The sequence below is a fragment of the Chromobacterium sp. HL1 genome, assembly GCF_057418835.1.
Genome location: NZ_CP162399.1, coordinates 4,755,069 through 4,769,309 on the forward strand (window position 1 = coordinate 4,755,069; position 14,241 = coordinate 4,769,309).

Consider the following 14,241-nt stretch of genomic DNA (forward strand, 5'->3'; position numbering starts at 1 on the left):
TCACTAGGTTTGAGAAGGGGGAAATTCGACGCCGCGCCGGAGGCGGGCGGATGAAACGGCGTGCCGCCGCTCAGTGGATCAAGCGCTTGAGGAACTCGCCCAGCAGCGTCACCGCCAGCGCGGACACCGCGCCGGACAAGGCGCCGCTGCGCGCGGCCTGGACTTCGACGTCGCGCAGGCGGCTGTCCAGCTCTTCCAGTTTTTTGTCTTGTTTGGCGAGGTGGGCCACGATCATGTCCAGCTTGCCTTCTATGCGGCCCAGGGCCATCAGATTGTCATGTTCCACGTGAAACCCGCCTTTCAGCCTTCGGCCAGTTGTTGGCAAATCACGCAGCGGGTGCAGCTGGGCATGATCGCCCGTCGCGCGGACGGAATGGGGTCGCCGCAATCCTCGCAGTGGCTGTAGCCTGTCTGGTCGAACTGCTGGTAATGGCGGGCAATCGCTTGCTCGCGGAACTCGGTTTCCAGCTCGCTGGCCCGATCGAAAAAGTCGCTCATGGTTGTGGTCCTTCGGAAGTAAACAGCCCGCCGAGCGCCGTCAGCCTTTGTTCCAGCTGCTGGCACCAGGCGCCGTAATCGGCGGCGTGGGCCAGGAGGTCTGCTGCCGGTAGCCCGGCGCCGGCGGAGGCGGCTTGATGGGGATTTGCAATAGATACGGGGTCGGTTGCGGGCACTGCGGCGGCGGCGTAGCCGAGGACTTGCCGGTAGAGGCGCAGGCTGTCAGGGCCAAGGCCGCCATAGCGGCCGCCATCCTGTTGCACGACATATTCGATCCTTTGTTTCTGGTCTCGCAGCCGCTGCTGCAGATCCTGTTGCTGACTCAACAAGCGCGCCTCCTGCCTGCCCAGCAGTTCGCGCAGACGTTGCTGCTGCTGCAAGGCCGCCTGCAGTTGCAATTGAGCGCGCTCCGCTTCCGCGGCCTGGCGGCCTTGATCCGCCGCCCGCTGTTCGGCCAAGCGCGCGCGCCAGTTCTCCGCGCCGTGTCGCAGCCCCAGCGGGTAGGCCAGGCCCGCCGCCAGCAAGGGCGGCAGCAGCCAGCCCCCCAATTTCAGCCATGCGAAGCCCGGTCCCATCAGCGCCCGCCTCGATCGCGCCAGGCGGCGATCAGCCGCAAGCCGGCGGAGTAGCCGCCGACGATGCCGAGATAAATCAGCCAGATATCCGCGCCCAGGGTGCCGCGCAGCCCTTCCACCACGAACAAGAGCGTGGCCGCCGCGCAGGCGATGTTCGCCCACAGCCGGGAATGGCTCAGCCGGCGGCCGCCGGGCCGGGTCAGCAAGTCGGACAGACGCATCATTTTTTCTCCTTGTCGAGGTCGGTCGGATTCAACTCAAAGTGGGGAAACTCGCGGAACGGCGCGTCCGGTCGGCCATACCAATTCAGGCCTAGCGCGGCGCCGATCTCGCCCATCAGCTGCCAGTGCGGATGGTGGGCGTCCCAGACCGGCTTGCCGCCGATCAGCGGCACCACGTCGAAGGCCCGCGCGGCCGGACTGCCGTGCAACATGGCGTTGTGCGCGGACTGGCCCGCGCGGGCGTTGGTGACCTTGAGACCGGGCCGGCTGCGGCCCTGCGCGTACAAGGCGTCCTGTTCCGCGCCGGAGCGCCAGGTGCAGGTGATCAAAGCCTCCACGCCGGCGTCGCGGCAGCGCCGCACAAAGGCCTCGGCCAAGGGTTGCAACTGCGGATGCAGGTCGGAAATAGCTCTGCTGGCCATGAAAACTCCTTGTTGTTGGCGAAACGTGGCTCATCGGCCGGCCGCAAGCCGGCCGCCTTGCGCGGCGCGCGCGCTGCCCTGCCAGGCAGAGGCGGAACCGGCTGGAAACAAACAGGAGAAATCGGAAGAGAGGAGAAGCGGAGTACAGCCTTAATGCAGATCTTGACTGGGCGTTTTCAGCACGCGCCACACCATGCGGTCGCTCAGTTGGAAGCGGATGGCCAGCACGCTGACCGCCTCGTTGGCGCCCAGGCCTTGGTCCAGCAGCTGATCGAAGTCGCTCAACAGCTGCTGATTGCGCGCCAGACGCAAGGCTTGGCTGCAACGCGGCACGTACAGGATGTCGCCGCCAAAATGATGGGTCAGACTGGCGGCGGCCTCCTCCCCTATCACCTCCACCAACGCGGCGAAACGCAGCTGGCCCGCCTTGCTTTGGTTTTTGGAGATGGGCAAGGTGGTGCCGCCCAGCGCCTGCACCAGTTGCAAGGTGCGCGGCAGCCCGATCAGCTCAGCCACCAGGCGCATGGTTTCGGGCAGGGCCGGGGCAATATTGGCTACGGTCATCGCGGAAATCTCCTTGTGAGCACGGAACAAAGACGATAAGTTCTAAATAAGTTATAATTAATCAAGGCCATGTACGCCGTTCGCATTTAGAACTCGTGTTCTAAACGCTGGCAAGCCCATGAATTCTATTGAAATCGGCCTCGGTAGCATCTTCTTCTACGGGGGGGATGGCTGGGGGCATATTTGTTTTGAACTTTACCCAGGTGCATGAGTGCTATTTTAGTTCAAAACATAAAACTGATCAATTAGTACGATGTCACTACCTGTCCTTTTGTACAGGGCATTTGACCGGGCCGTGGCGCCGGCCTCGCACGCCAAATGGAGTTCTATATGGAAAAAAACTTGGAACAGAGTGACTTCAAGCAACGGCTGGAGTCGTTGATAGGCGCGGAGAAGCCCTACGCCTGGGCCACTCGCATTGGAATCAACAAAGGCTCGTTCACCAATATGTGGTATCACGGCGGCGTGCCGCGCGCGGCCACCGCCAGCAAGATCGCGGAGGCCAGCGGTTGCAGGCTGGAATGGCTATTGCACGGCAGCGGCCCGCAGTACGACGCGGCGCCGCCGGTAGGCGCCTCGATTAGACTAGAACGCGATTCGGACTGTTTTGTACCCGACAACGTCCATGATGAGTTCTGTTTCATCCCGCGCTATAACCTGAAGGCTTCGGCCGGCTTTGGTTCCAATGCCAGCGAAGAGGCGCCGATGTTCTATATGGCCTTCCGCAAATACTGGATCAAGAACCATCTGAACGCCTCCGCCCGGGACTTGGCGGTGATCAGCGTCAAGGGCGACAGCATGAGCGGCGTGCTGGAGGATCGCGACACCATCCTGGTCAACACCGCCGAGCACTCCCCCGGCGAGGGCCTGTACGTGATCCGCATGGGCGAGGACATCTTCGTCAAGCAGTTGCAGCGTTTGCCCGGCGGCGCGGTGCAGGTGCGCAGCGCCAATCCCTTGTACGAGACCTTCACCGTGGACCTGCAACGCAATACCGGCGAGTTCGAGGTCATCGGCCGCGTGGTCTGGTTTGGCCGCCAGATCGGCTGACCCGGACCCGACGCGGGTGTAAACTGCTGTTTTGCCGCACCGCATGAAACGAGACACCACCATGATTCAACACATCGAAGCCAGCCTGAGCGAGGCGCAAACCGCCTTGGCCAATCTGCTGGCCAACCCGGAAGCGCTGGCCAGCATCGACGCGGCGGCGCAAACCCTGATCGCCAGCCTGACGGCCGGCGGACGCGTCTTTTCCTGCGGCAACGGCGGTTCGATGTGCGACGCCATGCATTTCGCCGAGGAACTGACCGGCCGCTATCGCAAGAACCGCCGCGGCATGGCCGCGGTCGCCATTTCCGACCCCAGCCACATGACTTGCGTGGCCAACGACTACGGCTACGAGTTCGTGTTTTCGCGCTATCTGGAAAGCCACGCCCGCGCCGGCGACGTGCTGATCGGCATCAGCACCAGCGGCAACAGCCAGACCATCGTCAACGCCGCGGAGGTGGCCCGCGACATGGGCGTCAAGGTCATCATCCTCACCGGCCGCGCCGGCACGCGGCTGGAGCCGCTGGCCGACGTCTACGTCAACACGCCCGGCGGTCAGTTCGCGGACCGGGTGCAGGAACTGCACATCAAGGTGCTGCACATCCTGATTGAATTGGTGGAACGCCACTTCTGCCCGGAAAATTATTGAGTTTCCCTTTCGTCACGCTTGCCATTGTGCGGAAGACGCGCACCGCGCCCTATGCGACGCCTGTCAGTACAACGGCATGACGGCGCCGCGTAAAAAACCGCCGCCCGGTCAACCCGGCGGCGGTTTTGCTTTACGGCGGCGCGGCGCTAGCGGTTGAGGAAGGCGCCGATGCGCTGATACACCGCGCGGCATGCCTCGGGCACGATGGCCTCCAGATTGAGAAAGGCGTGCACCATGCCGTCCAGGTGCATGTGCTCCGCCTCCACCTCCGCCGCGCGCAGCTTGTCCGCGTAAAGAAACGCCTCGTCGCGCAGCGGATCGAAACCGGCCGACACCAGCAGGGTCGGCGGCAGTTTGCGGCTGAAGCCGCCATGCAGCGGCGAAGCCTGCAGCCGGTTTTCGGTATGCTGGAAGTAATTGTCGAAATACCAGGCCACCCGCGCCTTGGTCAGCAAATAGCCCTCGCCGTTCTCGTCCACCGAGGGCTGGCTCAAAGTGTAGTCGACGCTGGGATAGATCAGCACCTGACGCTTGATCCGCAAGGAGGCGTCGTACTGGCCCAGGCCGCTGAGACTGGAGGTCAACGCGCCGCCGGCGGAATCTCCGGCCAGCGACAGCTGACGCACATAGGGCAGCTGGCGCGCGTCCAGCGCCTGCCACAAGCCCTTGGCCACGACAGCGGCGTCCTGCAGGCCCGCCGGATACGGGCTTTCCGGCGCCAGCCGGTAGTCGGCGGCCACCACCACGTGCTGGCTGGCGGCGGCCAGGCGCCGGCAGATCGGGTCGTAAACGCTGACGCTGCCCACCATGTGTCCGCCGCCGTGGAAAAACGCCAGCACCGGCAGCGCGCGCTTCGGGTCCGGGTGGTAGATGCGCACCGGCACGGTGAAGTCGCGGCCCGGCACCAGATCGTCGTTGACCCAGGCGATGTCCGGCCCCGGCGTCACCATCTGCCGGGTCAGATTGGCCAGCGCTTCGCGCGCGCCGATCGACGTCGCCTTATAGCCTTTGGCCACCAGTTCGGCCAGTTCGCGGTTGTATTCCTCCAGCCAGACGGCCAGAGCGGGATCGAGCTGATGCATGCGAGCTCCTATCGGCCCAGCGTGAAGGACGGCGCGCGGGCGCAAGCGGGAAGAGGGGAAGCCGGACGCGAAACGCGCTGGCAGACTATTCCGTCTACGGATTTAGCCAGCTTATACCATTGGTATTACAGCGCAAGCCCGCCGCGCGCGCCTGGCATGCCCGCCCCCTTAGAACTTGTTCAAAGCCTGCTGCGCGTCGTGGAGCGTACACGGTGTGCACACCTTCGAAATGCTCATGCAGCACGAGCACATTCCGCTTCCTCGGCTGTTTTCGCCTGGTCTCGCCCTTGCTCGCGAGATTTTGAACAGGCTCTTTAGGCGCTCAGCCAAACAGCCGTTCCAGCAGGCTGGGTTTGCGTGTTTGCAACAACTGCTCGGCGCCCAAGAGCAAATCGTCTATCAGCCCCGGGTCGGCGCGCGGTTGCCGCGCCTGCGCCGGATTGGAATGGCCGGACGGCGCCAGCTCCAGGTTCGGCCCGCGCCGCGTCAGCCTATAGCCGCCGGCGCAGCTGGGACAGAAAATTTCCTCGCCGTCGGCCGTGCCGCGCGGCACGGCGATGATGGGGCCGCAGCCCTGGCAGCTTTGCAAGGGAATGCCCGGTTCGCTGTGGCCGATGATGTGATCGAAACGGCCGGCCTCGCCCAGCTGGATGAAGCGCTCACCCAGTTCGCGGTCGAACTGGCTGCCCAGGTTCTCCCGGATGATGGCCAAGGCGCGCTCCTTGGGCATGCCCCGCCGGTACGGCCGGGTGCTGGTCATCGCGTCGAAGGCGTCGGCGATGCCGACGATGCGCGCCGCCAGCGGTATCTCCTTGTCCCTCAGCCCCTGCGGATAGCCGCGGCCGTCCGGCGTTTCGTGATGGCGCAGCACCGCGTCCAGCGCCAGTTCCGCCAAGGGATGATCGCTCAACAAATCCGCGCCCACCTGCGGATGGGTCTTGATCACCTCGTATTCGGCGTCGCTGAGCTTGTCCGGCTTATTCAGCACCGCGTCCGGCACGCCCACCTTGCCCAGATCGTGCAGGAAGCCGCCCAGCGCGATGCGTTCCACCTCGGACTGCGGCAGGCCCAGATGATCGGCCAAGGCGTAGCACAGCCGCGACACCCGCCATAAATGCCCGCCGGTGTAAGCGTCGCGCGCCTCCACCATCATCGCCATCGTATACAGCGTTTTCAGCAGCTCCCGCGCTTGTCGCATCTCTATCCCCGCATGCCGATGAGGCCCGGCCGCGAGAGCGATATCTGCAAGCGCTCCGGCGGCGACTCAGGCCGAATGATTTCAATATGGCATATCAATGCGGCTTTGCTGCGCTGGCAGCAATACGACAGTCAAACGCCCGGAAATAGAGCAATCATTCCATTTGCATGAAATTTTCATTTTTCTTGGCTAGCCTAGGCGGCACGCGGATTGCGCGCCGCCCGCGGCGCAGGTCCATGCGTTTTCGCCGTCGCCTGACGGCGTTCCACACGAGGAGACAACAATGAAATCGCTGCTATTGCTGGGCCTTGCCCTGGGCCCCTTGGCCCATGCCGCCGCCGCCGAACCGATTCAACCCGATCCGCGCTACAGCCATGTGCTGTCCTCGTCCGGCCCGCTCAGCCGCGAACAGCTGCTGAAGACGGCTCCGCCGGCGCCGATGAGCCGCGCCGCGCGCGGCGACGCCAATATCGAGCTGATGTCGGTGCCCGGCCCGGCCACCTACACCTATTTGCGCTGCTATTACCGCACCGGCAGCGACGCCGCCAAGCCCACCACCGACTACGTGTGGGGGCTGGACCCCAGCAGCGGCGATTACTACCGCTTGAACGGCTACTGGTGGTCCAGCAGCGCGCTGGACTGGAAAAACATGTATTACACCGACGTGGCGCAGAGCACGCTGCAATCGGTCTGCCGCAACACCTTGCAGAAAAAAGGCATTCAGCAGAACCCGGCGATGGTGTTCGCCGCCGACAACCAGCTGTCCTTCAACTACACCGTGTGGACCAACGGCAAGGCCGGCCAGGGCGCCGCCGTCAACAAGATCGTCGCCTTCGGCGACAGCCTGTCCGACAACCAGAACGTCTACAACGCCTCGATGTGGACGCTGCCCAACCGCAACAGCTGGTTCCTAGGCCACTTCAGCAATGGCCAGGTGTGGGTGGAATACCTGGCCGGCCGCCTGCAGCTGCCAGTGTACAACTGGGCGATAGGCGGCGCCGGCGTGGACACGCAAAAACTGGTGATTCCCGGCGTGCAGCAGCAGGTGCAGTCGTGGAAGGATTACATGAAACAGGCCCGCGACTACGATCCGGCCACCACCTTGTTCACCATGCTGATCGGCGGCAACGATTTCGTGAACTACAACAACTCGGTGGACAAGGTGATAGGCGGCCAGAGCCAGGCGCTGACCAGCCTGATCGACGCCGGCGCGCGCAACATCCTGGTGCTCAATCTGCCCGACGTGTCGCGGGCGCCGGTGTTCCAGTTCAAATCCGGCGCGGCCCAGGTGGCCGTCCAGGTGCGCGACTACAACCAGCGTCTGAACGCCCTGGCCGACCAGCTGCGCCTCAAGTACGGCAGCGGCCTGAATTTGCGCGTGTTCGACAGCTACGCGCTGTTCAACAAGGTGCTGAACAACCCCTCCGCCTACCAGTTCAACAACACCACCCAGTCCTGCCTCAACATCAACGCGGACTCCAGCACCAACTATCTGAGTTCGCAGAGCCCGCGCGCCAACTGCGTCAATCCGGACAGCTTCGTGTTCTGGGACACCCTGCACCCCACCACCCGCACGCATAAAGTGCTGGCGGACGAGGTGTACGCCTTCCTGAACGGCTCCGCCGCCCTGGCCCGCCGCTGAGCCGCCGCGCGTTCTCCAACAGGCCGCCGCAGGCGGCCTGAGCCCGCGCGGAGAGGACGAGGCCCGGCTTTGCCGGGCCTTTGGGCGACTCGCGGATGCGCTTGGCCCGCCCCTGGCCTATTGTTTTGCAAAGGGTTTTCCCGACGCGCATTTGAGCGCGGCTGCGGCAAAGCATACAATGAAGGATTTTCCGGCGCGCCCGCCTCCGCGCAGCGAGCCGGCCCGGAACCGCAAGCGAAGGCCCCCGATGTCCTCCCTGACCCCATTGCTGCACAGCGCCGAAGCCGCGCGCGCAGAACTGATCGCCCGGCTGCAAGCCGAAGACACCAATTGTTACCGCCTGTTTCACGGCAGCGTGGAAGGCATGCCCGGCCTGACCGTGGACCGCTACGGCGAGCAGCTGCTGGCGCAAAGCTTTCACCAGCCGCTGAGCGACGACGAGCTGGCGGAGATCCGCGCCCATTACCAGGCCAGCCACCCCGGCCTGCCGCTGATGTACAACGACCGCAGCGCCGGCAATTCGCGCATCGGCAACGCGCTGAGCCTGGAACAGCAGGCCGAGGCCGAAGCCGATCACACCATTCGCGAGCTGGGCGTCAACTACCACTACCGCGCGCGCCACAAGGGCCAGGACCCGTGGCTGTTTCTGGACCTGCGCGCCGCGCGCCGCCATGTGATGCAGCTGGCGGCCGGCAAGAGCGTGCTCAATCTGTTCGCCTACACTTGCGGCGTCGGCGTGGCCGCGGCCAAGGCCGGCGCCAGCTTCGTGATGAACGTCGACTTCGCCGAATCCAGCCTCAGCATCGGCCGCGCCAACGCCAAGCTCAATCTGCTGGCCACCCGCCCGCGCTGCGTACAGAGCGATGTGTTCGCCGCCCTCCGCCAGCTGTCCGGCATCGGCCAGCCGGAACGCGTGCGCGGCAAGAAAATGCCCCCCTTCCCCAAACTGGAAGCGCGCCAGTTCGACCTGGTGTTCCTGGACCCGCCGCGCTACTCCAAGAGCCCCTTCGGCGTGGTGGACCTGATCAACGACTACCAGGCGCTGTTCAAGCCGGCACTGCTGGCCACCGCGCCCGGCGGCACGCTGATCTGCTGCAACAACGTCGCGCAAGTGGACGGCGACGCCTGGCTGGAAGCGCTCCAGCGCAGCGCGGCCAAGGCCGGCCGCGAAGTGCGCGCGGCGGAATGGATAAGCCCGGACGCGGACTTCCCCAGCCCGGACGGCAAACATCCCTTGAAGATTGTCGCGCTCAGCGTCTGATCTGTGCTCTTGACGGCTTGAGGCTACGCCCCAGTTGCCGCGACCAGATCCAATCTGGCTAAACGCCCGCCTTGCGCGGGCGTTTTTGCATGAAAAACCACACCGTTTGAACCATATGGCATTTTTACTGATGATTTAAAATTACCGTTTATTTTCACCTGTAAATACTTAAAGATCCCGGTACGGCATCACGCCGCTACAGCCGCGCTAGACGGCATACAACAGACAGCTTGACTCAAATCACGTATCGGGAAAGTCTCTATGAAACCTCAACTGCTACGCGGCCTGCTGGCCGCGGCCGGCCTGTTCGCCGCCAGCCAGGTTCACGCCCAGCTGGACCCGCAACTGGACTATCTGTCCCCGGGCGGCCCGCTCAGCGAAGCCCAGGTCAAGGCCGCGGCGGCCAAACCGGCCGTGGCGATGGGAGCCGCCACCTACACCTATCTGCGCTGCTATTACCGGCTGGACATGAGCCCCGGCAAGCCGCAAACCAATTACCACTGGGCGCTGGACCCCAGCAGCGGCGATTACTACCGCGTCAACGGCTACTGGTGGTCCGGCAGCATCGTCGCGCTGAAGAATATGTTCTACAGCGACGTGGCCCAGGACACCCTGGCCGCCGTCTGCCAGAAGACGCTCGCGGCCAAGGGCCTCAGCCGCCCGGTGGCGCTGTACGCCGCCGCCAACAACCAGATGTCCTACAACCACACTATCTGGAGCCAGGACAGCGCCAGCCAGCCGGCCGGCGTCAACAAGCTGATCGTGTTCGGCGACAGCCTGTCCGACACTCAGAACATGTACGGCGCCTCGCAATGGCGGCTGCCCAACGCCAAGAGCTGGTTCATCGGCCGCTTCAGCAACGACCGGGTCTGGGTGGAATATCTGGCCGAACAGCTGAAGCTGCCGATCTACAACTGGGCGATAGGCGGCTCCGCCGGCGATCAGCACCTGGTGGTGCCGGGCTTGCTGCAGCAGGTGGAATCATGGTCGCAATACATGCAGAAAGCCGCCAATTACCGGCCGGAAAACACCCTGTTCACCATGCTGATAGGCGGCAACGACTTGCTCAACTACGGTCGCACCGTGGACCAGGTGATAAGCGATCAGGGCAAGGCGCTGGAACGCATCATCACCGCCGGCGCGCGTCACATCGTGGTGCTTAACCTGCCCAACCTGGCCCGCACCCCGGCGGCCCAGGCCAGCGGCAAGGCCGCCGCGCTGGCGCCGCAAGTGCGCGACTACAACGCCAAGCTGGCGCTGCTAATCACGCAATTGCAGCAGAAGTACGGCAACACGCTGAAGCTGAATCTGTTCGACAGCAACACCTTGTTCGACGACCTGCTCGACCATCCGGCCAAGTACCAGGTCAGCAACGCCACCCAGTCCTGCCTGGACATTGCCGGCAACGCCAGCCTGCCCTATATCTGGGAGCAGAAGCCGCGCGCGGAATGCGGCAATCCGGACGCCTTCGTGTTCTGGGACGTGCTGCACCCCACCACCCACACGCATAAGTTGCTGGGCGGCTATGTCGCCAACTTCGTCAAGGCCGCGGATCCGGCGGTCTCCGCCGCTGCGGCGCTGAAGGCGCGCCGCTAAGCGCTGACCCCAAGCCGCCGCCATCACGCGGCGGCTTGGGGTAAGATGCCGGTTTCAGCCGGACTTTCCGCCATGAGCCAGACACCGCAAACCGTCCTCAGACCCTGCCCCAAATGCGGCGCGCCCGCCTTGCTGGTCAAGGCCGGCTCCCGCCGCTTCTGGGTGCAATGCAGCCGCTATCCGGACAACGGCAATTGCAGCGCCATCGGCGCCCAGGCCGACAACAAGAAAGAAGCCGTCGCCAACTGGAACGCCGGCCGCTGAGCGCGCACCATGAATCTCTCGCCCTATCTGCTGACGCCGCTGCTGCTGGTGTTGTCCAATGTGTTCATGACCTTCGCCTGGTACGCCCACCTGAAGGACATGTCTTCCAAGCCCTGGTGGCTGGCCGCGCTGGCCAGCTGGGGCATCGCCTTGTTCGAGTATTTGCTGCAGGTGCCGGCCAACCGCGTCGGCTACGGCGCGATGACGCTGTCGCAGCTGAAGATCATTCAGGAAGTGATATCGCTGTCGGTATTCATACCGTTCGCGGTGTTCTACATGAACCAGCCCTTCCGCTGGGACTATGTCTGGGCCGGGCTGTGTCTGGTGGGCGCGGTCTACTTCATGTTCCGCGGCTGAAGCCGGCTACTGGTTGGCGCGCACCCAGCGATGCCATTGGGAGAACAACTCCGGATTGAGCGCGGCGATGGCGGAACGCTTCCAGATCACATCGCTCCAGTAATCGTCGCTGTTGAGGCTGGCGATCTGGCCGCCGGCCTCCTCCAGGATCACCGCGCCGGCGGCGTAATCCCACAGCCGCTGGCCGCCATGAAGATAAAGATCGTAGCGGCCGGCCGCCAGATAACACCAATCCAGCGTGCTGGAACCCAGATTGCGCAGGCTGCCGCAGGGGCAGGTGCTGCCGATGCGCGCGGCCAGCTTGCCGGAGCGCAGGTATTTGACCTCCACGCTGGCGATGGCGTCGCACATGGTGTTGACCACGGTTTTCAGCGGCAGGCGCTGACCGTTCAGATAAGCGCCCTCGCCGCGGCTGGCGTAGAACATTTCCTGGTACACGGGGTTGTAGATCACGCCCAGCCGGCTCTTGCCGCCCACCATCAGGCCGACTGAGATGGCGAAATACGGCAGGCCGTTGACGAAGTTGGTGGTGCCGTCTATCGGGTCCACCACCCACAAACCGTCCTGATTTTCCGCCCACAGCCGGTCCTGCTCGGCCAATTCCATCTCCTCGCCCAACACCGGGTGCGGCAGGATGCGGGGCAAGGCGGCCTGCAAAGCCTGCTGGCAAGCCATATCGGCCTCGGTGAACAGCGTGCCGTCGTCCTTGCGGCTTTTGCCCACTCGCAAAAAGCGCGGCATCACCTCGTCGCGCGCCACTTCCCTGAGCACCTGCATCACCTGTTCCAGCACCTGCATTCGTTTTCCCCCAAGGCCGCTGCAATCTATTTGCTGCAATCGCAGCAAACAAAGCAAAATACCGGTATCAACAGCGACTTTCAATACGTCATGCCCAGGTTTTACATTGACGCCGACCTCAGCGTCGGCCAAACGCTGGCCCTGCCGGACACCGTGGTGCGCCATGTCCAGGTGTTGCGGCTAGGCGCCGGCGACGCCGTCACCTTGTTCAACGGCCGCGGCGGCGAGTACGCCGCCACGCTGGACGCGGTGATGAAGCGCGATGCGCATTGCCTCATCGAAGGCTTCGACGACGTTTCACGTGAAACGCCGATCTGGCTGGGCCTGGCCCAAGCCATTTCCGGCGGCGACAAAATGGAGTTCACCCTGCAAAAAGGCGTGGAAATGGGTATATCCGCGTTCCAGCCCATCGCCGCGGAGCGCTCCATCGTCAAGTTGTCCGGCGAGCGCGCCGACAAGCGCGTGGCCCGTTGGCAGGAGATCGTGATTTCCGCCTGCGAACAAAGCGGCCGCAACGCCATTCCTCAAGTATTGCCCATCCTGTCGCTGGAGCAATGGCTGAAACAGGCTCCGGACGCCGACGCGCGGCTGATTCTGTCTCCGGCCGGCACCCGGCGCCTGGCCGACATCGCCGCCGCGCCGGCGCGCGCCTGGCTGATGGCCGGCCCGGAAGGCGGTTACTCCGCGCGCGAAGAAGCCGCGGCGCTAAGCGCCGGCTGGACGCCGCTGAAACTGGGTCCGCGCATCCTGCGCACCGAAACCGCGGCGCTGGCCGCGGTGGCGGCGATACAGACCGTGTGGGGGGATTACCGCTAGCCCGAGCGGCGCGGGGCGCTCTGCCCCGCTATAGGAAACGCAGCGGATCTATCTTCCACTTGTCCGGCGACTCATGTTTGACGATGCGGTCGCCGCCGCCGAAACCCATGCCGCGCGACAGGTCCACCAGCTCCGGGGGGATGTAGACATTGCTCTTGGTGCTGAAAAACACCTTCACCTTGGGCGAGATCAGATTGCTCTCGTTCTGCTCCACCACCACGCCCAGCCGGCCGCTCTCCAGCCGCACCAGGGTGCCGATAGGATAAATGCCTATGCTGCGCATAAAGGCCTGCACCAGCTGCGGATTGAAGTGGAACTTCGACCACTCGTAGATCTTGCGCAAGGCGTCGGTGGGCGCCATGCCCTTGTGATAGCAGCGGTCCGAGGTCAGCGCGTCGTAGACGTCGACGATGGCCGCCATCTGCCCCAGTTGTGAAATCTCCTCGCCCTTGAGCCCGGCCGGATAGCCGCTGCCGTCGTGGCGCTCATGGTGCTGGGCCGCCACCAGCACCGCGGTTTCGGAAATGCCGGTGGTTTGCAGCAGGATCTGCTTGCTCTCCACCACATGGCACTTCATCACCGAGAACTCCTGCTCGGTCAATTTGCCCGGCTTGTTGAGGATGCGGTCCGGAATCTTCATCTTGCCGATATCGTGCAGCATGCCGCCGATGCCGGCGTGATGAATCACCTCCTTGCTCATCCCCATCGCGTTGCAGAAGCTGACCATCAAGGCGCCGACGCTGACCGAATGCTGGAAGGTGTAATTGTCCTTGTCCTTGATCCGGCACAGCGACAGCAGCGCGCCGCCGTTGCGCAGGATGGACGAGGTCATCTTGCTCACCGAGGGCTCCACCATTTCCAGCTCCACCTGCTTGCCCAGGCGCACGTCCTTGAGAATGCCCTGGATGATCTGGTTGGCTTCGCTGTGGATCAGCTGGGCGCGGCCGAACTCGGCGCCGGCCTCCACCTGCCGCTCCAAAATGGTTTCGCTGCTGCCGAACTCGCGGATCTGCTCCTCCAGCAGCTTCTTCACCTCGGTGGCGGTCGGCGCGGAAGGCAGATCCAAGCCCTTGCGCGTGTCGATGTACACCTCGTGAATGCCGGAGTCGGCAATCTTGTGGATCTCTTCCTCGTGCTTGATCAAAAAACGCTTAAGCAAAAAGGGGTGCGACATCCAATCGCAGTTCAGATCGTGGATGTACATGCCCACCTTGAGATCGGCCACTTCTATGCACTTGATCATTCTGTGCT

18 protein-coding genes are annotated in these 14,241 nt (G+C 63.8%); 8 read left to right on the forward strand and 10 right to left on the reverse strand.

Annotation, left to right across the window (positions count from 1 at the left end):
* Nucleotides 1–70: 70 nt before the first annotated feature.
* The 6 genes from AB1Z25_RS21770 to AB1Z25_RS21795 all read right to left on the reverse strand — a co-directional run bounded on the left by AB1Z25_RS21770 (nucleotide 71) and on the right by AB1Z25_RS21795 (nucleotide 2,280).
* Nucleotides 71–286, reverse strand: a complete 216-nt coding sequence (locus AB1Z25_RS21770) for a hypothetical protein (RefSeq protein ID WP_019102036.1) — start codon at nucleotides 284–286, stop codon at nucleotides 71–73.
* Between the two features lie 14 nt (nucleotides 287–300).
* Nucleotides 301–498 carry a TraR/DksA family transcriptional regulator gene (locus tag AB1Z25_RS21775; RefSeq protein ID WP_043589247.1) on the reverse strand — a complete coding sequence of 66 codons (198 nt, stop codon included), beginning with the start codon at nucleotides 496–498 and terminating at the stop codon, nucleotides 301–303.
* Entirely contained in the window at nucleotides 495–1,073 is a 579-nt protein-coding gene (locus tag AB1Z25_RS21780) for a hypothetical protein (protein ID WP_146176760.1), read from the reverse strand. The genes AB1Z25_RS21775 and AB1Z25_RS21780 overlap by 4 nt, the downstream gene beginning before the upstream one ends.
* Nucleotides 1,073–1,297 carry a hypothetical protein gene (locus AB1Z25_RS21785; RefSeq protein WP_227105798.1) on the reverse strand — a complete coding sequence of 75 codons (225 nt, stop codon included), beginning with the start codon at nucleotides 1,295–1,297 and terminating at the stop codon, nucleotides 1,073–1,075. Before AB1Z25_RS21785 ends, AB1Z25_RS21780 begins: the two co-directional genes overlap by 1 nt.
* Nucleotides 1,294–1,716, reverse strand: a complete 423-nt coding sequence (locus AB1Z25_RS21790) for a M15 family metallopeptidase (protein WP_107801257.1) — start codon at nucleotides 1,714–1,716, stop codon at nucleotides 1,294–1,296. Before AB1Z25_RS21790 ends, AB1Z25_RS21785 begins: the two co-directional genes overlap by 4 nt.
* 150 nt (nucleotides 1,717–1,866) lie before the next feature.
* Nucleotides 1,867–2,280 carry a Mor transcription activator family protein gene (locus AB1Z25_RS21795; protein ID WP_486636156.1) on the reverse strand — a complete coding sequence of 138 codons (414 nt, stop codon included), beginning with the start codon at nucleotides 2,278–2,280 and terminating at the stop codon, nucleotides 1,867–1,869.
* 330 nt (nucleotides 2,281–2,610) lie between these two features.
* Between AB1Z25_RS21795 and AB1Z25_RS21800 the strand changes: the two genes are divergently transcribed.
* On the forward strand, nucleotides 2,611–3,330 hold the full coding sequence (locus AB1Z25_RS21800) for a S24 family peptidase (protein ID WP_158274387.1): 720 nt from the start codon (nucleotides 2,611–2,613) through the stop codon (nucleotides 3,328–3,330).
* Nucleotides 3,331–3,391: 61 nt separating this feature from the next.
* Complete coding sequence (locus AB1Z25_RS21805) at nucleotides 3,392–3,976, forward strand: SIS domain-containing protein (protein ID WP_107801259.1); 585 nt, start codon at nucleotides 3,392–3,394, stop codon at nucleotides 3,974–3,976.
* 146 nt (nucleotides 3,977–4,122) lie between these two features.
* On the opposite strand, the gene AB1Z25_RS21810 is transcribed toward AB1Z25_RS21805, so the two are convergent.
* Nucleotides 4,123–5,058, reverse strand: coding sequence for an alpha/beta hydrolase (locus tag AB1Z25_RS21810; protein ID WP_486636157.1), 936 nt, complete (start codon nucleotides 5,056–5,058; stop codon nucleotides 4,123–4,125).
* Nucleotides 5,059–5,380: 322 nt separating this feature from the next.
* Nucleotides 5,381–6,256, reverse strand: coding sequence for an HD domain-containing phosphohydrolase (locus AB1Z25_RS21815; protein WP_486636158.1), 876 nt, complete (start codon nucleotides 6,254–6,256; stop codon nucleotides 5,381–5,383).
* A 283-nt stretch (nucleotides 6,257–6,539) separates the two neighbouring features.
* Here AB1Z25_RS21815 and AB1Z25_RS21820 point away from each other — a divergent pair, with 283 nt between their 5' ends.
* From AB1Z25_RS21820 to AB1Z25_RS21840, 5 genes are all read left to right on the forward strand, one after another.
* Nucleotides 6,540–7,898 (forward strand): SGNH/GDSL hydrolase family protein, encoded by a 1,359-nt coding sequence (locus tag AB1Z25_RS21820; RefSeq protein WP_235085661.1) that lies wholly within the window; start codon nucleotides 6,540–6,542, stop codon nucleotides 7,896–7,898.
* A gap of 247 nt (nucleotides 7,899–8,145) precedes the next feature.
* A complete protein-coding gene (locus tag AB1Z25_RS21825; protein WP_107801262.1) occupies nucleotides 8,146–9,159 on the forward strand; it encodes a class I SAM-dependent rRNA methyltransferase in 1,014 nt (337 codons plus the stop codon).
* A gap of 261 nt (nucleotides 9,160–9,420) precedes the next feature.
* Nucleotides 9,421–10,755, forward strand: a complete 1,335-nt coding sequence (locus tag AB1Z25_RS21830) for an SGNH/GDSL hydrolase family protein (RefSeq protein ID WP_227105806.1) — start codon at nucleotides 9,421–9,423, stop codon at nucleotides 10,753–10,755.
* Between the two features lie 72 nt (nucleotides 10,756–10,827).
* The gene (locus AB1Z25_RS21835; RefSeq protein ID WP_227105808.1) at nucleotides 10,828–11,019 is read left to right on the forward strand and encodes a Lar family restriction alleviation protein; all 192 of its coding nucleotides are present in this window, start codon (nucleotides 10,828–10,830) and stop codon (nucleotides 11,017–11,019) included.
* Between the two features lie 9 nt (nucleotides 11,020–11,028).
* Entirely contained in the window at nucleotides 11,029–11,376 is a 348-nt protein-coding gene (locus tag AB1Z25_RS21840) for a DMT family protein (RefSeq protein ID WP_107801265.1), read from the forward strand.
* Nucleotides 11,377–11,382: 6 nt separating this feature from the next.
* Here the strand turns inward: AB1Z25_RS21840 and AB1Z25_RS21845 are convergent, their stop codons facing one another.
* Entirely contained in the window at nucleotides 11,383–12,174 is a 792-nt protein-coding gene (locus tag AB1Z25_RS21845; RefSeq protein WP_486636159.1) for an inositol monophosphatase family protein, read from the reverse strand.
* Between the two features lie 90 nt (nucleotides 12,175–12,264).
* On the opposite strand from AB1Z25_RS21845, the gene AB1Z25_RS21850 reads away from it, so the two are divergent.
* A complete protein-coding gene (locus tag AB1Z25_RS21850; protein ID WP_227105810.1) occupies nucleotides 12,265–12,990 on the forward strand; it encodes a 16S rRNA (uracil(1498)-N(3))-methyltransferase in 726 nt (241 codons plus the stop codon).
* Nucleotides 12,991–13,018: 28 nt separating this feature from the next.
* Here AB1Z25_RS21850 and AB1Z25_RS21855 read toward each other — a convergent pair whose 3' ends face one another.
* Nucleotides 13,019–14,233, reverse strand: a complete 1,215-nt coding sequence (locus AB1Z25_RS21855; RefSeq protein ID WP_107801266.1) for an HD-GYP domain-containing protein — start codon at nucleotides 14,231–14,233, stop codon at nucleotides 13,019–13,021.
* Nucleotides 14,234–14,241 lie beyond the last annotated feature (8 nt).

Bases quoted from the DNA above. Each gene is read 5' to 3' on its own strand.
- AB1Z25_RS21850 (WP_227105810.1), top strand. From the start codon at position 12,265: ATGCCCAGGTTTTACATTGACGCCGACCTCAGCGTCGGCCAAACGCTG.
- AB1Z25_RS21855 (WP_107801266.1), bottom strand. From the start codon at position 14,233: ATGATCAAGTGCATAGAAGTGGCCGATCTCAAGGTGGGCATGTACATC.
- AB1Z25_RS21790 (WP_107801257.1), bottom strand. From the start codon at position 1,716: ATGGCCAGCAGAGCTATTTCCGACCTGCATCCGCAGTTGCAACCCTTG.
- AB1Z25_RS21840 (WP_107801265.1), top strand. From the start codon at position 11,029: ATGAATCTCTCGCCCTATCTGCTGACGCCGCTGCTGCTGGTGTTGTCC.
- AB1Z25_RS21845 (WP_486636159.1), bottom strand. From the start codon at position 12,174: ATGCAGGTGCTGGAACAGGTGATGCAGGTGCTCAGGGAAGTGGCGCGC.
- AB1Z25_RS21835 (WP_227105808.1), top strand. From the start codon at position 10,828: ATGAGCCAGACACCGCAAACCGTCCTCAGACCCTGCCCCAAATGCGGC.
- AB1Z25_RS21830 (WP_227105806.1), top strand. From the start codon at position 9,421: ATGAAACCTCAACTGCTACGCGGCCTGCTGGCCGCGGCCGGCCTGTTC.
- AB1Z25_RS21785 (WP_227105798.1), bottom strand. From the start codon at position 1,297: ATGATGCGTCTGTCCGACTTGCTGACCCGGCCCGGCGGCCGCCGGCTG.
- AB1Z25_RS21805 (WP_107801259.1), top strand. From the start codon at position 3,392: ATGATTCAACACATCGAAGCCAGCCTGAGCGAGGCGCAAACCGCCTTG.
- AB1Z25_RS21795 (WP_486636156.1), bottom strand. From the start codon at position 2,280: ATGACCGTAGCCAATATTGCCCCGGCCCTGCCCGAAACCATGCGCCTG.
- AB1Z25_RS21775 (WP_043589247.1), bottom strand. From the start codon at position 498: ATGAGCGACTTTTTCGATCGGGCCAGCGAGCTGGAAACCGAGTTCCGC.
- AB1Z25_RS21810 (WP_486636157.1), bottom strand. From the start codon at position 5,058: ATGCATCAGCTCGATCCCGCTCTGGCCGTCTGGCTGGAGGAATACAAC.
- AB1Z25_RS21780 (WP_146176760.1), bottom strand. From the start codon at position 1,073: ATGGGACCGGGCTTCGCATGGCTGAAATTGGGGGGCTGGCTGCTGCCG.
- AB1Z25_RS21820 (WP_235085661.1), top strand. From the start codon at position 6,540: ATGAAATCGCTGCTATTGCTGGGCCTTGCCCTGGGCCCCTTGGCCCAT.
- AB1Z25_RS21815 (WP_486636158.1), bottom strand. From the start codon at position 6,256: ATGCGACAAGCGCGGGAGCTGCTGAAAACGCTGTATACGATGGCGATG.
- AB1Z25_RS21800 (WP_158274387.1), top strand. From the start codon at position 2,611: ATGGAAAAAAACTTGGAACAGAGTGACTTCAAGCAACGGCTGGAGTCG.
- AB1Z25_RS21825 (WP_107801262.1), top strand. From the start codon at position 8,146: ATGTCCTCCCTGACCCCATTGCTGCACAGCGCCGAAGCCGCGCGCGCA.